The sequence below is a fragment of the Bradyrhizobium sp. USDA 4501 genome, assembly GCF_054062115.1.
The window spans coordinates 2,106,235-2,123,200 of sequence record NZ_JBSSEX010000001.1 but is presented as its reverse complement, the minus strand read 5'-3'; the positions used below and the strand labels follow the sequence as shown (position 1 = coordinate 2,123,200).

At 60.2% G+C, this 16,966-nt stretch carries 11 protein-coding genes; 4 read left to right on the top strand and 7 right to left on the bottom strand.

Annotation, left to right across the window (positions count from 1 at the left end; genetic code table 11):
* Window positions 1-693 precede the first annotated feature (693 nt).
* Window positions 694-1,092, bottom strand: a complete 399-nt coding sequence (locus ACVWZM_RS09540) for a hypothetical protein (RefSeq protein ID WP_456852873.1) — start codon at window positions 1,090-1,092, stop codon at window positions 694-696.
* A 132-nt stretch (window positions 1,093-1,224) separates the two neighbouring features.
* Window positions 1,225-1,551: an Imm52 family immunity protein gene (locus tag ACVWZM_RS09535; protein ID WP_253624680.1), complete on the bottom strand. Its 327-nt coding sequence runs from the start codon at window positions 1,549-1,551 to the stop codon at window positions 1,225-1,227.
* Between the two features lie 413 nt (window positions 1,552-1,964).
* Here ACVWZM_RS09535 and ACVWZM_RS09530 point away from each other — a divergent pair, with 413 nt between their 5' ends.
* The gene (locus ACVWZM_RS09530; protein ID WP_253624679.1) at window positions 1,965-2,171 is read left to right on the top strand and encodes a hypothetical protein; all 207 of its coding nucleotides are present in this window, start codon (window positions 1,965-1,967) and stop codon (window positions 2,169-2,171) included.
* A gap of 1,276 nt (window positions 2,172-3,447) precedes the next feature.
* Window positions 3,448-5,190: an ABC transporter ATP-binding protein gene (locus ACVWZM_RS09525; RefSeq protein ID WP_253624678.1), complete on the top strand. Its 1,743-nt coding sequence runs from the start codon at window positions 3,448-3,450 to the stop codon at window positions 5,188-5,190.
* A 687-nt stretch (window positions 5,191-5,877) separates the two neighbouring features.
* On the opposite strand, the gene ACVWZM_RS09520 is transcribed toward ACVWZM_RS09525, so the two are convergent.
* From ACVWZM_RS09520 to ACVWZM_RS09505, 4 genes are read right to left on the bottom strand one after another with little or no spacing between them, the layout of a single operon-like run.
* On the bottom strand, window positions 5,878-7,047 hold the full coding sequence (locus tag ACVWZM_RS09520) for a Wadjet anti-phage system protein JetD domain-containing protein (RefSeq protein ID WP_456852871.1): 1,170 nt from the start codon (window positions 7,045-7,047) through the stop codon (window positions 5,878-5,880).
* Between the two features lie 2 nt (window positions 7,048-7,049).
* Window positions 7,050-10,484 carry an SbcC/MukB-like Walker B domain-containing protein gene (locus tag ACVWZM_RS09515; protein WP_456852869.1) on the bottom strand — a complete coding sequence of 1,145 codons (3,435 nt, stop codon included), beginning with the start codon at window positions 10,482-10,484 and terminating at the stop codon, window positions 7,050-7,052.
* The gene (locus tag ACVWZM_RS09510) at window positions 10,481-11,119 is read right to left on the bottom strand and encodes a DUF4194 domain-containing protein (protein WP_456852867.1); all 639 of its coding nucleotides are present in this window, start codon (window positions 11,117-11,119) and stop codon (window positions 10,481-10,483) included. Before ACVWZM_RS09510 ends, ACVWZM_RS09515 begins: the two co-directional genes overlap by 4 nt.
* Window positions 11,109-12,602, bottom strand: coding sequence for a Wadjet anti-phage system protein JetA family protein (locus ACVWZM_RS09505; RefSeq protein ID WP_456852865.1), 1,494 nt, complete (start codon window positions 12,600-12,602; stop codon window positions 11,109-11,111). Before ACVWZM_RS09505 ends, ACVWZM_RS09510 begins: the two co-directional genes overlap by 11 nt.
* A gap of 828 nt (window positions 12,603-13,430) precedes the next feature.
* On the opposite strand from ACVWZM_RS09505, the gene ACVWZM_RS09500 reads away from it, so the two are divergent.
* Window positions 13,431-14,030 (top strand): DUF6088 family protein, encoded by a 600-nt coding sequence (locus ACVWZM_RS09500; RefSeq protein ID WP_050420737.1) that lies wholly within the window; start codon window positions 13,431-13,433, stop codon window positions 14,028-14,030.
* Entirely contained in the window at window positions 14,023-15,027 is a 1,005-nt protein-coding gene (locus ACVWZM_RS09495) for a nucleotidyl transferase AbiEii/AbiGii toxin family protein (RefSeq protein ID WP_456852863.1), read from the top strand. The genes ACVWZM_RS09500 and ACVWZM_RS09495 overlap by 8 nt, the downstream gene beginning before the upstream one ends.
* A gap of 121 nt (window positions 15,028-15,148) precedes the next feature.
* Here the strand turns inward: ACVWZM_RS09495 and ACVWZM_RS09490 are convergent, their stop codons facing one another.
* Entirely contained in the window at window positions 15,149-16,480 is a 1,332-nt protein-coding gene (locus tag ACVWZM_RS09490; protein WP_456852861.1) for an MFS transporter, read from the bottom strand.
* Between the last annotated feature and the right edge of the window lie 486 nt (window positions 16,481-16,966).

The following is a 16,966-nucleotide window of genomic DNA, read 5'->3' as shown; positions in this document are numbered from 1 at the left end:
GGAGCGGATCTGGTTCTCGACGGGGCGGCATGTTGAGGGGATCCCGCTCCTTCTTCTGTTCCAGATTTTGAGCCCATCAAGCCCAGCCTTGTCCGGATATAGACGGTCTCATTGCTAGAGGGTTTAGCTGTCGATCAGCTGACGAGTTTCATCGCTTGAAGAAATTGAAGCACTTGCGACTGTGCTGGCCGTCCATTGTTCATCGCAGAGCTGATTTTGGCGAGATGGCGCCATCGTCGCTAAATCCAGCAGTGCGAAAGTCTGGCAGACGCAGCCCGGCGGAGGCGCAACGATCCTGAGCTTGAGTTGCGTAAGGAAGGCTGCCGAGCCAGGCTTGCATCGATCGTGAATCGATGCCCGAACGTGCCGCTCGAGACGCTGGCTCTGGTCGGAATAGCCGATCTTGTCACAGCCATCGGGCTCGTGACCGGTTGGCGTTGCGTGGAAGCGACATTGTGCTCTACTGGGATTCCTGACGGAGCGCGAGGATTCGCGTGGGCTCGGCGACCTGGACGGCGTCGGGCAGCGCCTTTGCCGTGGCCTCAGGCCAACATCAAGGACGCCGCCAAGATGGCGTGTTGCGGTTCGATCGAGATCGTTCAGCTGTCCTCGACGGCAAGCCCAAGCGCAAATGCTTTGCTGAGGCGGTGCGCGCTATGAATCATCAGAGCGGTACCGCCTCCAAGCACCCAATCAGGAACAGGCTGTCCGTTGGATCGAAAGCGCTCTAAACCGGTAATTGCTCCATCGAGCAACAGCCGCCAGTGGGACAAGATCGCTCTCCAAATCCAGATTTTGCTCGCCCGTTTTGGTCTTCATGACCACGTACGCTTCGGCAAGCTTGGACTTGGAGATACCGTGACCGGCAGCAAAACTCAAAATCAAGTGCGGCGAAACGTCGGTGAAGAACGTCGCGACGTGGACTGGCCACTCGCGAAGCTCCGCCCGCGCAATGCAGTGCTGGAGCGTTGCCGCGCTGATATCCCGCTTGAACGGTGCGTTGACCGTGGCCAAAACAACCTTGTCGACGGCCGAGATGCCCCCGGCCGTACTAGTCTTGTGCTCCTCGGTTGCTACGTAAGCCATCGACAAAATATAGACTTTCCTCTCGATTAGTCGATCATTGGAGGCCTAGTAGGTTAAAATTTCGCGGTTTTGGCCCTTTTTGGCCCCTTACATGGTTGGGCAGGTTCCGCAAACTCGCGGGTGCCGACGCTTTTTTTTTCACCGGATAGGACTGACCCGCCGGCTGTCCGGTTGGGAGGCTAATTCATTCTCCGCCGTCCGCACTGAAACAACAGCCTCGTTCAGCCGATTTGCTGCGTCGACGTGCTCCGGCTGGGCATCTGAGAAAATCTCGGAGGTTACGGACACCACGATGCCATCCCCCATGGACTCGACATTCATGCCCTCCGGAGGATCGAAATCACGTCGGCCTTTCACGTACAACATCCAGCCGCCGGCGGGGCACGTAAGGTCTAGATCCATCGGTCCCTCATGGAGCCATTTGTTGCTCATCACATCAAAGCCAAGATGGCTCCATTTCTGCATTGACGAAAGCCTTGCGGTGTGGCCTGCAGCGCAGCCATAAGAAAAAGGAACTAGTAGAGCGATCTCCGCAATCGGTCGTATCGGCGGTGAAGAAATCGCGTATACGCTCATCCGGAAAGTGACGCAGGGGCCGTCGGGAACCCCGTGCAGTCCCAACCAATGCAACGCACCTTGTACCAGGATCAATGCTTCGATTGCTTCGACAGATGTATCGATAGCTTCGATGGCTGGGCGAGAGCTCGAGCATAAACGGCTCCGCTGACTCCGATTGACTTAAGGCGAGGCCCTGCCGAGATATCCAAACGTATCCATTCCGTAGATAGACCCAATCAAGAAAATCAATTTTACCACTTGCGGTGAGGTCATATAGACGTGGCGGACGGCTGGGGCCAACCTAGGGAAGCGACTCTAGAATGAAGAAATTCGTGATTGTGACTGCGAGCGCCCTCGCGCTTGGAACGGCGGCGGTGCCGACCTTTGTTGCTGAGGTTGCCGCCCAACCGGTCGCCACCAAGGTGCAGGTAGCCGATACGTCATATCCTCAATGCGCGGATGACCCGTTGGATGGTATCTGCGACTTATTCTTCTGTTTGACCGATCCCTCGTGCGTGCAGCACTAACGACGGAAGACAACCAAGCATAGAACGAGGATAGAGGCGCCGGCCGCTAGCTGGACAGCGGTCGCGTCCTCCTCCTCCGGCTACAGCCGACTTCCTGTTCTTGCCGGTGAATGATGCTAGCGCTACAGACCTCAATCGCCTTGGCTCCCATTGGTCGTTCCTGCTGGTGGATCGCCGCGTTCGGCTCGTTGCCTATCACTATGACTCAGTTCTAGGATATAATGATACGCAGCAGGATCGCTGAACGAGTCGCGGTCAACCTGCAAGACGCGCCCATAAGCCAGCAGAGGAATGAGTATGACTGCGGCGTCGTCGCGGTTGATGGCACGCGGGCACTGGTCAGTCGATTAGCGGCAGGTCCGCAGCCAGACCTGAACCTTAGAACTTCGTCGTCGATCGGCGGGCACTGCAAAGCCGTCTGAGAGGCTGAACGCGGTCTGGGACTCGCAGGCGACTCGGCGCGTCCCATATGAGGCTTCGCCTGGTCGAGCTGGCTGAATCTGCTCTTGATGACGCGGCCAGCCGGTCTGTGAGGAGCACTGCGGACAGGAAAAGAAGTGCGCTGGATCGCGGCGTGCGTGCGAGCATCCCGACAACTCCGAAATCCGTCCGAGGCAAAGAGGCAGGCGGACAATGTGGGCGGACGTCGCTACTCGGTGTTCGCGATTGAGCATACCGGGTGCAATACTTTCCAATATAGCCGCGAACTTCAGAACGCCCGAATACATTTATCTCGCCGTAAGCCTCCAAGGCTCACCTGCCGGTAAAGATCAAGACTTACCGAGCACATGTGTGCGTCCGGCTATGTTCAAAGGCCAAGCCAACTGCGATTTGATCAAAGCCGTTGCGTTCCGGTCTCTGAAGCTGTTCAAGTTTCGCCACAGGAGCTTTGGGATCGCGCGGATAAGGACCGGGTGCTTAACAACGATCAGGCAACGCGCACTGCTGAGCTCCGCTTTGTCACCAAGGCCGGGACGAGATTAAAACGCGGGTAAAATCGTTGAGTTCAGACCTCCTGCCTAATGTCGCCTCGGCGCGCTTCGAGGTGAGATCCATAGCGCTCCGTCGAGTTGTCAATCGCCAAACAAGAATCGCAAAATTCGCAGCTGGCGTTCAGCCACCCCGCCACAAAAATGATCTCTCATGTGAGAAGGCGGACGACAACCTACCAGCCTTGGTGAGTTGATGACCGTGCTGGATCGATTGATTTGAAGCCAAGCAATGATACACAGGAAAGTCCTGCGAGCCCTCATCGAGCATCTTCATGTGAGCTCGCATGGAATCATCGTGCGAACAGGGCTATGTCGGCTCTTTCAGCCTCAGCAAAGCGCATTTCCTCTATCCGCTAGATATGTCGAACGGCAGCACGTTATCACCGGTTTCCGAAATTTTGCATGCGTACTGGCGCTCCGATCGGTGGTTGCTTCTCGTCGTTGTCGCAGTGGTGCTGATCTCAAGCGCGACCAGCGTCGCAGCGCCCTATGTATTTTCATGTCTCATTGACCGTCTCCCGCGCGAGCAAGACATGTCGGTGCTTGCGTGGGGGTTCGCAGGCTATGCGGTCCTACTCGGGGTAGCCTCCGCGTTGCAGCGCATGCTGCAGTATCTGTCCTTCATGACAGCCGAGAACCTGGGCTTCATCGCTGCAACGGGCTTCTTTGATCGCATCCTGAGGAAAACCGCAGCCTTTTTTCTTGAGCACAATCCCGTAGAGATACAGAATGCGGCCGCGCGCGGGCGCAGCGCCCTGACGGCGTTGGTCCAGCTTGGGATCGTCGTCTTCATCCCTGCTGCAACACAACTTCTACTTACGTTCGCTACTCTCGGCGCGCTCCTCAATATCCAGATCGCTGCAATCGTCGTCATCTATGGGGCAGTCTTAATTACATTGACGTGGAGTTCCACGCGTCGGGCGTACGTGTTCCTGGAACGAGCCAGAGAAGCCGGACAGGACAATGCGCGTTTCGTTGGCAACGTCATGAGCTCCATGGACACCCTGCGCTATTTCGGCAGTCATTCCTGGATGAGCCAGCGCTTTACGATAACGGCGCGGGAGGTGCGTGATAACTGGCGCGCCTATGTGTTGCAACGCGTTGCCTACATCGCCGTGCTCGGCCCAGCCGTCGCGCTACAATTTGCGGTCACGTTTTTCCTTCTCATACCTGAATACCAGGTCGGGGCGGTCACCATCGGGGATATGGTGCTATTCAACACGCTTTTACTTCAGCTCAATATGCCATTCGAGATGGTTGCGCGTGCCATCTCTGACGCGGCGCGGTCGCGAGCCGACCTCATCCCTCTGGCTAGACTATGGGCCGCACCCGAAGAGCGGCGACCATCTCACGCTCAAGATTTCACGCCCTCCGCTGGCCAGCTCTCTTTCGAGGGCATTGGTTATGCCTACGACAACGGTCGTGGCGTTACGAACGTCTCGTTTGTGGCCGGGCGGGGTGGAATCACCTTCCTTGTCGGTGAATCGGGATCGGGAAAATCGACAATCTTTAAGCTCGTCTTGAAATCGATTGAACCGGACCGCGGTCGTATTCTGGTAGATGGAACCGATATAGCGGGCATCGAACGCGCGGATTGGTATGCCGCAGTTGCTGTCGTGCCGCAGGACGTGATGTTGCTCAATGAGTCCCTAGCCGACAACATCCTGCTAGGGCGGCCCCGCAACGAGGTGCGCCTTCGCGCTGCGTCGGAAAAAGCCGCTATTCTCCCCTTGATCGAGGCCTTGCCTGAAGGATTTGACACTGCAATTGGAGAACGTGGTTTGAAGCTTTCCGGCGGGGAGCGCCAGCGCATTGCTATTGCCCGCGCGCTTTATGGCGAGCCGGCGATCCTTCTTCTTGACGAGGCCAGCTCCGCGCTCGACGAAGAAACCGAGCAGGACATTATGAACCATATCCGTACGCTAGCCAAAGATGTGACCGTGCTGGCGATCACTCACCGCAAGGGCGTCGTTTCTACAAGCGACGTCGTGGTCGACCTGACCGACTGCGGCTTATCAGTGACATAGGCGAAGTGAATGATCGGCCCGGCGCGTTGACGCCGCACAGAAGGTGCATCGCCGGACGAGATGCCTTCGCCGTTCAAGGAGCTGCCCACGTCATAGAGACCATCCTCGGTATCTATGATGGAATCGGGCCCTGTGCTCCGGTAGACGTGAAGTATTCCAGGGTGCCGATTGCCAATCTGCGACGCCAGTCGGCAGGGGCGGGTGTAAGATTGGCGATCGGCCGGCTTGCGGTCGGAACAGGCTCCTTCGTCCTGAATTCAGGCTGCACCAGACGGAATTCTGCGCATATGTGCCGCGATTGATGAGCTCGTCGACAAGGTAGACATCGCCCCACTACCCATTACTTGCGTCCGGACGACAACATCGGCCACGATGCCTTCGCGGGCATTGGCGAGATGGACATGGTCCTGCGCCGTCACCTGGATCGCAGGCGTCGCCCTTGCGCGCATGCGCTTGACCACGAGGGTGGGTATGCAACTCAGGAAAACGGGGGACGCGATCTTTTCAGAGAGCAGGCGGTACTTGGGGGCGTGTCGAGCGCGTGCCGACGGCGTTTTTCGATCCCGGCAAGCAGCCGCCTTACTCATGGCGTCCGCTTTGCCGATCGCAGGTGTTGTTCAACCATCGCCGGCCGAGATCCTTGAACTGCGGACGGCGCGATGTCGGCCTCACACCGACACGGATTTTCTAACGAAGCTCTGGCAAAACGGGATCGAGTTCTTCCTGCTCAAGCGTCTTGGCTCCATCTTCTGCCAGGTACGCTGCCAGCCGCGCGATACCGGACTGTGGTGAGCATCTGGCGGGTGCGGATTTTTTGGACGGCACTTGTCCCGAGCGCTCGGCAATTTCGGCGCTCATCAGGTGGGGGCGGATCGGTCGGCCGATGGCGCGCTCGATGGTGTGGAAGATCCAGGTCCCGTCGGGATCGATGTCCGACCAATGAAAGATTGGCGTCTGTTCGGATACCGACCCTGCGATCATCCGCAGTGCCTGCTGGGTGGCGAGCGAGGGGTAACCGCCGACGTACATCGTCGTTCCCAGTCGACCGGGGTCCGCCTCGGCAATGTGCCGGTTGAAGCTTGCGAAGTTTTCGATCGTCAGAATGTACGCCGGCGGCTCCCGAAAACGGACGCGATCTGCTTCGTTGGGAGTGATTCCGAGATAATGTGGAGAAATCCTGGAGAGGTCGGCTCCCTCGAGGTCGATTTTTCCTGCGACCAGCAGCGGTGGCGCGAAGCGTTCCAGTCCGATTGCCCGCAGTGCCTCGCGGGGCCGCGCGCCGGGCGGAAACTCCAGGATGCCGCCCAGGAGCCGCACGACCGCCCCCTCGATGCGTTCGAGCGTCTTGCTGTGACCCACCGTCCGTCGCGAGAAGGTCTTGTAGTCGACGTCGAGATGCTTGTTGTCCAGGATGGCCTGGGCGAGAACGAAGGCGTCGCGCAGCATCTCGACGTCGGACGACGCGAATCCGTGCCACGTCTTCCCCCGTCCCCAGACCTCGGCGATTTGGGAAGCGCTGTTCTTCAGAGAGTCGCGCAGCGCCGATCCGGCGGCAAGCCTTGCCGCAGCGTCCTGCGCAATCCGCGACGCGGGGGTGCGGTCGAGATATCGGTATAGGATCTCCGCCGAGGCCAGCCGCACGTGTGTGACCTGATCCCGCTTGGCGCCTCGGCCCCAGCCAACGGACACCGCGCCGGTACCTTCGGCTTCCCTGATCTGCTTGAGGAAGCCGTCCGCCGCGACGACCGAGGCGAAGGCGGTATAATCCGGGTGGGCGATCGGGCTTGCGGCACCGGCCTCGAAGCGATCGAGCAGGTCATTCAAGAGGCCGTTCGCGTCCGTGAAACGCCGCGCCATGGCTACTCGGCGGCCAAACGGCTGGCGAGCTCATCTTCGGACATCAGGTCCGGATCGATGGCCATCAGCTCGCGCTTGGCCTTCTCTTTCAGTTGCACCACGGTGGCTCTGGACTGCTCGCCAATGCGGTCCACTTCCACGATCGTATCCATGTGCTCGAGCACGGCGACCCGCTTCTCGAACGGCGCCGCGATCACGAATTGGAGTCCGAGATTCTTATAGAAGCTCATCATCTGCCGCTGGTTCTTGCCGTCCATTTTCGAGAAGGCCTCGTCGAACATGGCGAGAGCGAAGCCGGCGGGCTTGCCCGTACGACGCTCGGCGCTGCCGTAGACGGCGGCGAGCGAAGCGCCGATGGCGACGTAGATGGGTACCTGCTGTTCGGCGCCCGATCCGGTGCCGCGCCGCTGCTCCCAGCGGGTCGAGCGGCCGGTAGCGACATCCTCCATGTGGATCTCGAAGGTGTAGAAGTTGCGGTAGTCCTCAAACTGGGTGAAGTCCTTGTCGGGATCCTCTAGCAGCGCCTCGAGTGCAAGGATCGTATCCTTGTGCGGGAAGTCATCGGGCACATCGCCCCGGAACAGCATGTCGAGCGCCTCCGGAGAGGTCTTGGCGATCTCGATGATCTTCAGGATGGGCTGGAATTCCACCACTTGGGTGCGATGGAACGAATATCTCTCGTTGTGGAAGGGATGTGCGTAGAGGCTACGGTTCAACGACTGCAGTTCCCGCTCCATCTTGCCGATCCGGGCCGTGAGCGCGTTGATGAACTCGCCGCGAAGTAGCGTCGAGGCCTTTTCTGCTGCTTCTCGGGCCTGCCGTTCGTACTGGCGCAGCTCATTGGATTCGATATCCGAGATGAGCTGCTCCATCCAGGGCTTCACCTCGCGTAGCGGCTCGCTTTCGGCGCCAACTTGCGAGCTCATCCCGAATTGGTCGAAGTAATCGTAGAGGAACTCGCGAACCCGGCGCTCGATCCGGACGCGCTCGACGTCCGAGGCGTCGGCATCTTTAACCGCCTTGTCTGCGATGGCACGGTGTTTCTCAGCAAAACCGCCTTTTGCTGCGGCATCGAGGCGCTCGCGGTAGACGAGCCTGCCTTTCGCGGCGGAGTAGAGCGGGAAGGTCTTGCGGTAGATCGATCGGGCGACCCGCAGGTTGAGCTCGGAGCCCGGCACGTTCTCCCCATCTTTGAGCCTCCTCTCGGCCGATCTGAGTTCGCCGTCATGCTCGCCAAACGCCTTCTGCTGGGTCCTTCTCTCGTCGAGCCTCTTGTCCTTCAGCTTCTGCTGCGCTCGCTTCTTGTCGCGAAGGCCGCCGTCGCCCGCGCCATCGAGTGCATCGAGTCTGGCATGGGCTTCGCCGATCTCGATCTGCGCGGCCGCGAAGGCCGCAGCGAAAGCCTTCAGGTCGTCACGCCCCTCACAGATGTTCTTCAGAGTGGCAAAGGCCTGCTCCGCGGCTTGGGCCTCCTTGCTCTTGTCGGCCAGGAGCCGATCCAGTTCCTCGGCCTGATCATGCAGGGAGCGCAGGGCGTTCGCCTGGGCCGCCTTTCCGATCTTGTGCTGCGAGGCTTCGATCCAGCGATGGGTCCTGACGAGTCCATCGTCGTAGAGGCCGTCCTTCATGATGGCCCGGCCTGGCCTATTGAACTGATCGAGCGTGTCGGCGAGACGGACCGTGCCGTAGCGGCGCATGATGAACGCCATCGCGTCCGGATCCTGGCTCCGGAAGATGGAGGGGAAACTGCCGCGCTCCGGCTTGGCCCTGAACTGCTCGAGCTTGTTCAGGCTCACGAGGGATGCGTGGCGAAACTCGCGGCGGCCTTCCTTGAACATCGCCGTGGCGGCGCTGATGTCCGCTCTGTCCACGAACACCGCCTCCCGGTCGCGGCCGAGGAGCGCCTCGGCGGCCCCCACCCATTCGGGTTCGGCGACTTCGATGATGTCACAGAGCACGCGCGGGGCCATTCCCTTCTGCCGGAGCCTTCGGCAGAGGAGTTCAGTGTCGTCGCCAAGATAGGCCCGCGCCCCTCCGGAGGCGTGCTGTCGGACCCGTTCGAGCACCTCGTCGCGCCGGCCTCGCAGCCCGGAAAGCTCCGCGATGATCGCCTGACGCGCTTCGTCGATCTTCGACAGCCATTTCGCACCGCTGGTCGCGAAGGATTTCTCGGCCGCGGAGAGCTCGTCTGAGACGCCCGCTATGTCGGCCCCGACGGCGGCGGTTAGAAGACGCTCCAGCGCAGGGACGAAGTCTTCGAAAGAGTCCGCGCACATCGCCCGGAGCGGATATAGGCTGCGGATGTTATCCAGGCGTGCCTTGAACTCGGCCGAGGCGCGGTGCGCCGCCTGCGCGGCCACATCGGCGCTCTGCTGCAGCGACTTTCTTCCGGTCTTGGCATCGTGCTCGGCGATCGCCGCCGTCAGGCGTTCGATCTCCTGATCGATGGCCTTGACGTCCTCCTCGATGAATTCGAGCTCTTTTGCTGCGGCATCTCGGCGCGCCATCTCGGTACGCCGTTTGGTCTTAAAGTCCAGGTTGATCGCCCGCGCCGCGAGCCAGGCCGCGCGTTTGGCGATCCACTCCTCCCTGAACTTGGTCTCGAGCGCCTCTTCGAGTGCGGCGAGAACCCCCCGAAGTGCCCTCAGGGCTTCGAGTCTGAGGCGCATTTTCCGGATCGTTTCGCTGATATTGCGGTAGGTCTGGATCGACTCGCGCAGCTCCTTGATCCCGATCGGACTGTCCTCGAGGATATAGTTCCGCACGAACTGCGTGGCCGTCTGGTTGTGATCGAGCGTCATCGCATTGACGATCGACTTTTGCAGGGCGCTTGCGTTCTGCTCGCCGTAGGGCGAATGCGGCAGGAGATGGCGCATGTACTCGCGGACGTAGTCGCCGGCCCGATCGCGGTGGTTGACGAAGTTGCCTTCGCCAACCGCCGCGACGATCCGGGCGCGCACGTCTTCCCACTGCGCCGGGAACTGCAACTTCCCTCGCTGTTCGATGAAGTCCTTGGAGCTTAGAACGGCGCCGACGGTGACGAACAGCGCCAGCACGGTTTCCCTGCTGTCTGACTTCCGCGCCTCGAGCGCCATGCCGATTGTGACCGGCGGCCGCGCGCTTTCCGTGTCTTCAAAACCGAGCGCGATGTAGGTGCGCGCCTCGTCGCGCCGGCGCTGGTCCTCGCCGAGCGTGCCGAGACAGTAGTCGACGACGCTGCGCTTCGAGCCACTACGCGACTTTCCGCTGTCGCCGGCGACCGCGTTCAGGCGTAGGAACCGCCGGCTGCCGCCGGTGAGCACGACTTGGGCCATGTCGAGGATCGTCGATTTGCCGGAACGGTTCTCGCCAAGGACGCCGACGTGCCCCGTCACGTCGATGTCCGCGACGTCGAACAGGTGCCAGTTCACCATCGTAAGGTGGCGTAGCTCCATCATGCCTCGTCTCCCGCGGGCTGCGGAAAACGGGCCTCCTCGCTGCGCGCGTAGCGCTCGAGCCGTTGCAGGGCGTCGCCGCCGCTGATCAGCTTGATCATCGGGCGGATCCTGACCTCGCAGTCCTGCTGCTCGTCGTCGAAGTCGCCGATCTCGACAAGGCTGCGCTGGGCAGCCTCGCGCAGAATGTCGCGGAAGCGGGCGGCCGAGATCGCGCCTCCGCCGCCGTGTTGCGCCATCTCGCGGTAGCGGTCGAACAAGTCATTCAAGGTGGCGACCACGACGGCCCGGTCTTCGACCGCTCCGACGTTCACCTCTTGCTGCCAGTACGCTGCCAGCACCAAAATGACGATGGTTTCGTCGAGCTTCATCCGGGGCAGCGGCACGTCCTCGTCCATGGCGACGATGCCGGCCCACTGCGCCTCCGGATCGCGATGGAGGCGGTATCCGCAACTATCGAAGAAGCCATCGACCACATTGCGGAAGCGGCCGTCCATGATCATGTTGTAGACGGTTCCGGTTCTGGGATCTCCCGCGAACACGAACTGCCGCCGCAGCAGGAAGTGCAGCGCTTTGCGGAGGTCGGCCGCCTTTTCCGCACCGAAGGAGCGCTCGACGTGTTCGAACTCACTGAGCATGGGGCGCCTCCGCTTTCCGGAGCCTACCGGACCGCCTGACCAGGAAGTTCGCGCAACGAAGCCATTCGCTGTCGTGTGGCGGCGTGTCTGGGCGCGGCTCCAGATCGAATCCGGCCGCGACCTGCGGCGGAACCTCGCCCGTCAGCGCATAGCGGCGGGCGCAATCGAAGGCGAGGAAGTCGTCCACGCTGTCGATTTCCATGAAGCGAGCTTCCTTGGTCGCGAATGGCGGCACCTGGCCCTCAAGGAATCGTCGGACATCCTCGGGCCGGGGCGCGATGCGAGCGATGTACTCGAGACGGAGCTTCTTCCTCAGCTCGTACAATGGGTCCGAGGGCGGGCCGGCGAGCTCCCTTGCCTCGACCGGGCGGCGCGGCTGCCTGGCTGGCGCCTGATGGTGCTCCGACCAGGGCGACCGCAGCGGCTCGATGCTCCACTCGACGGTCGACTTGTCGTGCCTGCCGTCTCGCAGCAGAGCGTCCAGCCGCCGCACCAGGTCGCCGGCCCTGCCGACGAGTCCTTGCCCGCCGCGCTCGGCGTACTTGATGGTGTTGCGGACCCGGGCTTCGAGCTGCCTGCGGAAGGCCTCGATCCGTTCGAACATCTCGCCGATCTGTTCGAAGATGTTTTCGATTGCGAGCAGATCGTCCGCCGCCGCCATTCGACCGTCCTCGACGTCGGCGGCCATGCTGGAAGCGGTGTACTCCTCGGCGAGGACTTGCATGGTGTCCGGTGTATAGGAGATCCGCCGTGCGAGATCGACGATGGCATCGCGGAAGCGGTACGGATGGTTGACGGTGAGGATGGACTCGAAATCCTTCAGCAGGAGCTGGTCGACGAACTCCTCGAAGAAGGCTTCCAGCCGGGTAGCCACCGTCTTCGATTCCATGACGGTCCGTCGGATCCGCTTCAGGTCGGCCAGAATGGCCCGCAGGCTCTTGGTAAACTGGTCGGCTTGGTTGCGTGCCTCGCGGACGGCGAGCGCGGCTTCGCGCTGCTTGCGGTCGGTGATCTCGGGCTTCAGCTTTTCGACAGCCTCGAGATTGAGGCGTATCTGCACAATCAAGCCGCCGAACCGCTGCGAGAGATCCTTATTGAGGCTCGCGAGCCGCTGGATCACGAGCAGCGGTCCCATAGCCATGTCGACCGTGACACGGAGCCCGTATTCCTCCTCCTCAAGCCAACCCCAGGCGAGCAGCCGCGCGTAGAGTTGCCGCGCCAGACCGAGCGCCTTGTCGCCCTTCTCGGACGCGAGCGCGACGTCGGCCTTCCGGATACGGCGGCGACCTGCCGAGATCATTTCAGGCAGGGTGCCGAAGTCATCGCCTTCGCTCCAGAGGGTCGGGTTGGCGCGCATGACGTCGTAGATCGCGTGGACGACCTGCTGCGGAGTCGGGAACGACGGCGCGCCTGAAAAGAAGCGTTCAAGGAGGTCGAGCAGACAAGCCGCGTACAGGTGCTTGTGATCGCGCGAGAAGGCCAAAAAAGCCTCGTCATGCAAATGACGGAACAAGGACAATCGCTACCACTCCAGAGTCGGCGTCATCCAGAAAAGGGGCGAGCTGCCTGCCCCTAACTTCATGATCTACTGGGGAAATACTTCAGTCGAGATGTATCGCGAGGCACTCGCAACTAGAAGGGTTTTGTTCGCTGTATGTTCGTATATAGCTTGCCGAAGGGAAGCTGTCGAGCCTCAGGGCTCCGTGCCGGCGGTTTCAGGGAGGGATGGGTCTTCGGAGAAGGGCCGTTCTAAGAACTTCGGCAAGCTATGTTGTCCAATGAGACAAAAAAGCCCCGCTATTCGGCCGAAGTAGGCGCGGAGATCTTAGGGAAGAACTATTGAGGACGGAAGCCTCCGGACGAGCAGGGCTCCGTTGAGTATCCAAGCCGGGCGTGGTGCTAAGGTAGTCGTGATCTGTAGTTTGTGCCCTGCTAACCGCTGAAGTGTGTAACGGCCAATCTTTCAGTGTGCGTGTTCTTCGATACCCAGCACCCATAATAGAGTGTTCAAGGGAGAGCCGGAATCGCGCTCGCGATGTCCGATCCCACGTTTTTTCCTGGCCCTCCACGCCGCGCTTCTGCCGCCTCTATCTCGTTTGCCGACGGAGGGCTTGAGGATTGAGCCCACCGTTCGATGCCCCGAGCAATGAGACCCCACACGCTCATGGCCTTTCATGCCCTTGCCGTTCTGATTTTGGCCCCTGCCAAGTAATATCAAGCAGTGGATAAGCTATTGATTTTTATTGTTTATTTCGATAAACCTTGCGTTTTGTCAGAAATTGGCATATGTTTCTGACAACGGAGGGAAGCCATACAAACCGTCGCCGAGCGTATTTTGAGTTATGCCCAAGCGCTTCCAGAAGGCACTTTGATCGGTGCTAAGGAAGTTTTGCATTTGGGAAGCCGTGCTGCGGTCGATCAAGCTTTGAAGCGTCTCGCCAAACGCAACGAGTTGATGCGTCTTGCCCATGGGCTCTACGCTCTGCCAGTGAAAACACGTTTTGGCATACGCGCGCCGGCTGCCGAAAAGGTCATCGAAGCGCTGGCTTCCACGCACGCGGAAACGATCGTTCCACACGGAGCCGCGGCCGCGAATAAACTTGGTCTCACTACGCAAGTGCCGACGAAGCTCGTCTATTTGACCTCCGGTCCTGATCGTCAGTTTCGTCTCGGAGCACAGACGGTTGAGATGCGGCATGCACCGCACTGGATGCTTCTGCCGACAGACTCGATTGCTGGACAGGCAATCCGGGCTCTTGCCTGGCTCGGCGAGCGAGAGGCGGGCGAGGCTCTTAAGGTATTGAAGCGCAAGCTGCCCGACGACACTTTGCAGGATCTCGTCGCGCTGCGTCGCGCGATGCCTCCGTGGATGTCGAAATCCGTCAGCCAATCCCTTCTAAATCATGGCTGAACTTTACCTGACGCTCTCTCGTGACGAGAGGCCTGAGGCACTTGGCGTCGCCGCCACCGCCTCAGGCCGCCCGGTCCATCTTTTGGAGAAGGACATCTGGGCCGTTTGGGCCCTGCAAGGACTCTTTGACTCTGAATTGGGTGAGCATCTTGTCTTTAAGGGAGGTACGTCCCTCTCCAAAGGTTACGACGTCATCGAACGGTTCTCGGAGGATATCGATCTCACTTACGATATCCGCCGGATCATTCCTGAGCTTGCCACGGGCGACCCACCCATACCCGCTTCGCGAAGCGAGGCCGACAAGTGGACAAAGCTTGCGCGCGAGCGGCTCACCGCCTGGGTCAAAGACAAGACCCTTCCTGTCCTACAGAAACACGCAGCAGCTACAGGAGTCGACGTCACGTTCCGTGGTGAGAACGATGTCATCTATGTCGACTATGAAAAGCTGACCCAGGGCTCGGACTATGTTCCGCCCTGGATCAAGCTTGAATTCGGTGCGCGCTCGACCGGTGAGCCGTCCGAGACGAGAGAGATCACCTGCGATGCGGCGAAATCCCTGCCCGAGCTCGAGTTTCCTGTAGCGACCCCAAAAATCATGCTTCCCAAGCGCACCGTTTGGGAGAAAGCAACGGCCGTCCACGTTCTTTGCGCTCAGGGTATCGCGGGCGATCGTGTGTCGCGCCATTGGTACGATCTCGTGAAGCTCGATGATAAGGGATTTGCGCAAGCTGCCTTCGATGACAAAGTGCTGGCGCAGGAAGTCGCCGATTGGAAGAGCAAGTTCTTCCGGGAGAAAGATCGCGACGGCAATGTCATCGACTATCACGCCGCGGTATCCGGCAAGCTTCAGTTAGTTCCTGACGAAAAGATGCGTAAGGACCTTGAGGCCGATTATCAAAAGACGATCGACGCTGGATTACTTCTCGGCGAACCTGAGCCGTTTGAGCAGCTCATGAAGCGCTGTGAAGCTCTGCAGCGGCGCGCAAATAGTAAGTAAGGCCGGTTGCTGGAACGGACGCTTCGAAAGATTTCCGACGTATAGAAGCTGTGCTGAGGGTTGCCGAAGATGAGCCCCAGCACGCGCTGCTGCACGTTGGAAAAATAGCGCATTCGCCACGCTATAGCGGGCTTTGCTTGTTTACAGCGCTGTTAATTTTGAGCGGTGCCGTCTCCGGCATCATGAGCATGGCAAGGAGCCCAGCCGCGCTAGCGATAAGCATGTACCAGGCGGGCGCCAGCGCGCTCCCGGTAAGATAGATCAGCCAGGTGACGACTGGTTGAGCTGTGCCTCCGAAGATCGCTATCGCAAAAGCGTAGATGATCGCGAAGGCGCCACCACGAATGTTCTTGGGCAAACCTTCGGCCATGCTCACATAGAAGGCGCTATACGGAATCGTTCCGATAAGTGTGAGCGCGCCGAGACCCCCGAGAAGTGCGAGGGCACTGCGGCTCTCTGAGATCCAGAAGAACACCGGATAGGTCATCAACAACGCAGCGATCTGCGGCCATATCATGATGTGCCGGCGGCCCGCGCGGTCTGCGAGCCAGCCGCCCAGCAGCGCGGCAGCAATTCCTACCGTATTGCTAACGAGCGTGGTGCCAAAGGCGAGAGGCGCGGAAACTTGTAGGGTGTTCAGTGCATAGGTGGTCATATATCCCGTGACGTAGGTGATGATCGTGCAACTGGCCAGGACGACGAATCCCAAGCTCATGATACGGCGAGTGGCAGGCAATCTTCTTACAGGGTGAACGCCCGGAGTCGGCGCTTGGGGCCGGTGCAACGTTTCGGGCAAGCCGCTCCGCAGCCAAAATCCGAACGGCAGCGTAGCGGCGCCGAGCAAGAGCGCGATCCGCCATCCGTACGCGTTGAGTGCCTCGCTTGTCATGGTCAGGGAGAGTATTTCTCCAACAAGCGCCCCGGCCGTTGCAGCGATTTGTTGGCTGGCAGGCTGAAACGAGACAGCAAGACCGCGCCCCTCGGCCGGCGCCGCTTCCAGCAAATAGGCAGTTGTCGGACCAACCTCACCGCCGAGCGCGAAGCCTTGCACCAAACGCGCGACAATGACCAGGAGCGGAGCAGCAGCTCCTATTGTCCCGTATGAGGGGGTGAGCGCTAACACAAGGATCGCGGCGCTCATCAGGACAAAGCTGGCGGTCATCGCGGGCCGGCGCCCGGCCCGATCCGAATACGAGCCGAGCACGATGGCCCCGATCGGCCTGGTCACAAAACCCGCGCCGAAGGTTGCGAGCGACAGCATGAGGCTGGCGAACGGGTCGCTTGCCGGGAAAAACGCTTGTCCGATCTGGATCGCGAAAAAGCTATAGGTCCCAAAGTCGTAGAATTCGAGAATATTGCCGATCGTTGCACCTAACACGGCGCGGCCGGTCAAGCGTTCGTCTGCCGGAACGAGGACCGGCTCCGGTTTCTGCCGAGTAGATTGCTTGCCCATCCTCGATCCGTCTGAGGCACGATCGCCGGCCTGAGCATTTCGACCAGCGAGGTCGGGCGCATTGCACTTCACTTGCTCTGCACGTCATCTAGCTTGAGGTGGGCTGGGCCCGCGTCCCGGTGCCCTACATTCCTGACGCATGCCAGGACGAAGCTCACGACGATGAATGCAATAAGAATGCCTGCCTCTTGCGGCCCGTTTCAAAACTTGAACGGATCGCGGCAATCGCCGGCAAAGATGAGCAAGCGCGTTGCAATTGTCGGGCGCAGCGCTCGTTGTGCTTCTATGCATGGCGAGTTTGCGACAATATTGGTGGGCGCCGAACAGAAGCCGCCTGCTTTCACACAGATGACCGCGCATGCACGCAGGGTTCAGCCGGCTGCGCGTATGCGCAAAGCGTCAGGCAATTGGCCCGGCTTTTGCTCCCCTGCTTACCAATTGTGTGCAGCCACCTACTTTGTCGGGATGTCGCTGCAGAACCCAGGG

Coding starts and splice junctions, on each gene's coding strand:
- ACVWZM_RS09535 (WP_253624680.1), bottom strand. CDS start 1,551: ATGCAGAAATGGAGCCATCTTGGCTTTGATGTGATGAGCAACAAATGG.
- ACVWZM_RS09530 (WP_253624679.1), top strand. CDS start 1,965: ATGAAGAAATTCGTGATTGTGACTGCGAGCGCCCTCGCGCTTGGAACG.
- ACVWZM_RS09525 (WP_253624678.1), top strand. CDS start 3,448: ATGGAATCATCGTGCGAACAGGGCTATGTCGGCTCTTTCAGCCTCAGC.
- ACVWZM_RS09520 (WP_456852871.1), bottom strand. CDS start 7,047: ATGGCGCGGCGTTTCACGGACGCGAACGGCCTCTTGAATGACCTGCTC.
- ACVWZM_RS09515 (WP_456852869.1), bottom strand. CDS start 10,484: ATGATGGAGCTACGCCACCTTACGATGGTGAACTGGCACCTGTTCGAC.
- ACVWZM_RS09510 (WP_456852867.1), bottom strand. CDS start 11,119: ATGCTCAGTGAGTTCGAACACGTCGAGCGCTCCTTCGGTGCGGAAAAG.
- ACVWZM_RS09495 (WP_456852863.1), top strand. CDS start 14,023: ATGGCTGAACTTTACCTGACGCTCTCTCGTGACGAGAGGCCTGAGGCA.
- ACVWZM_RS09490 (WP_456852861.1), bottom strand. CDS start 16,480: ATGGGCAAGCAATCTACTCGGCAGAAACCGGAGCCGGTCCTCGTTCCG.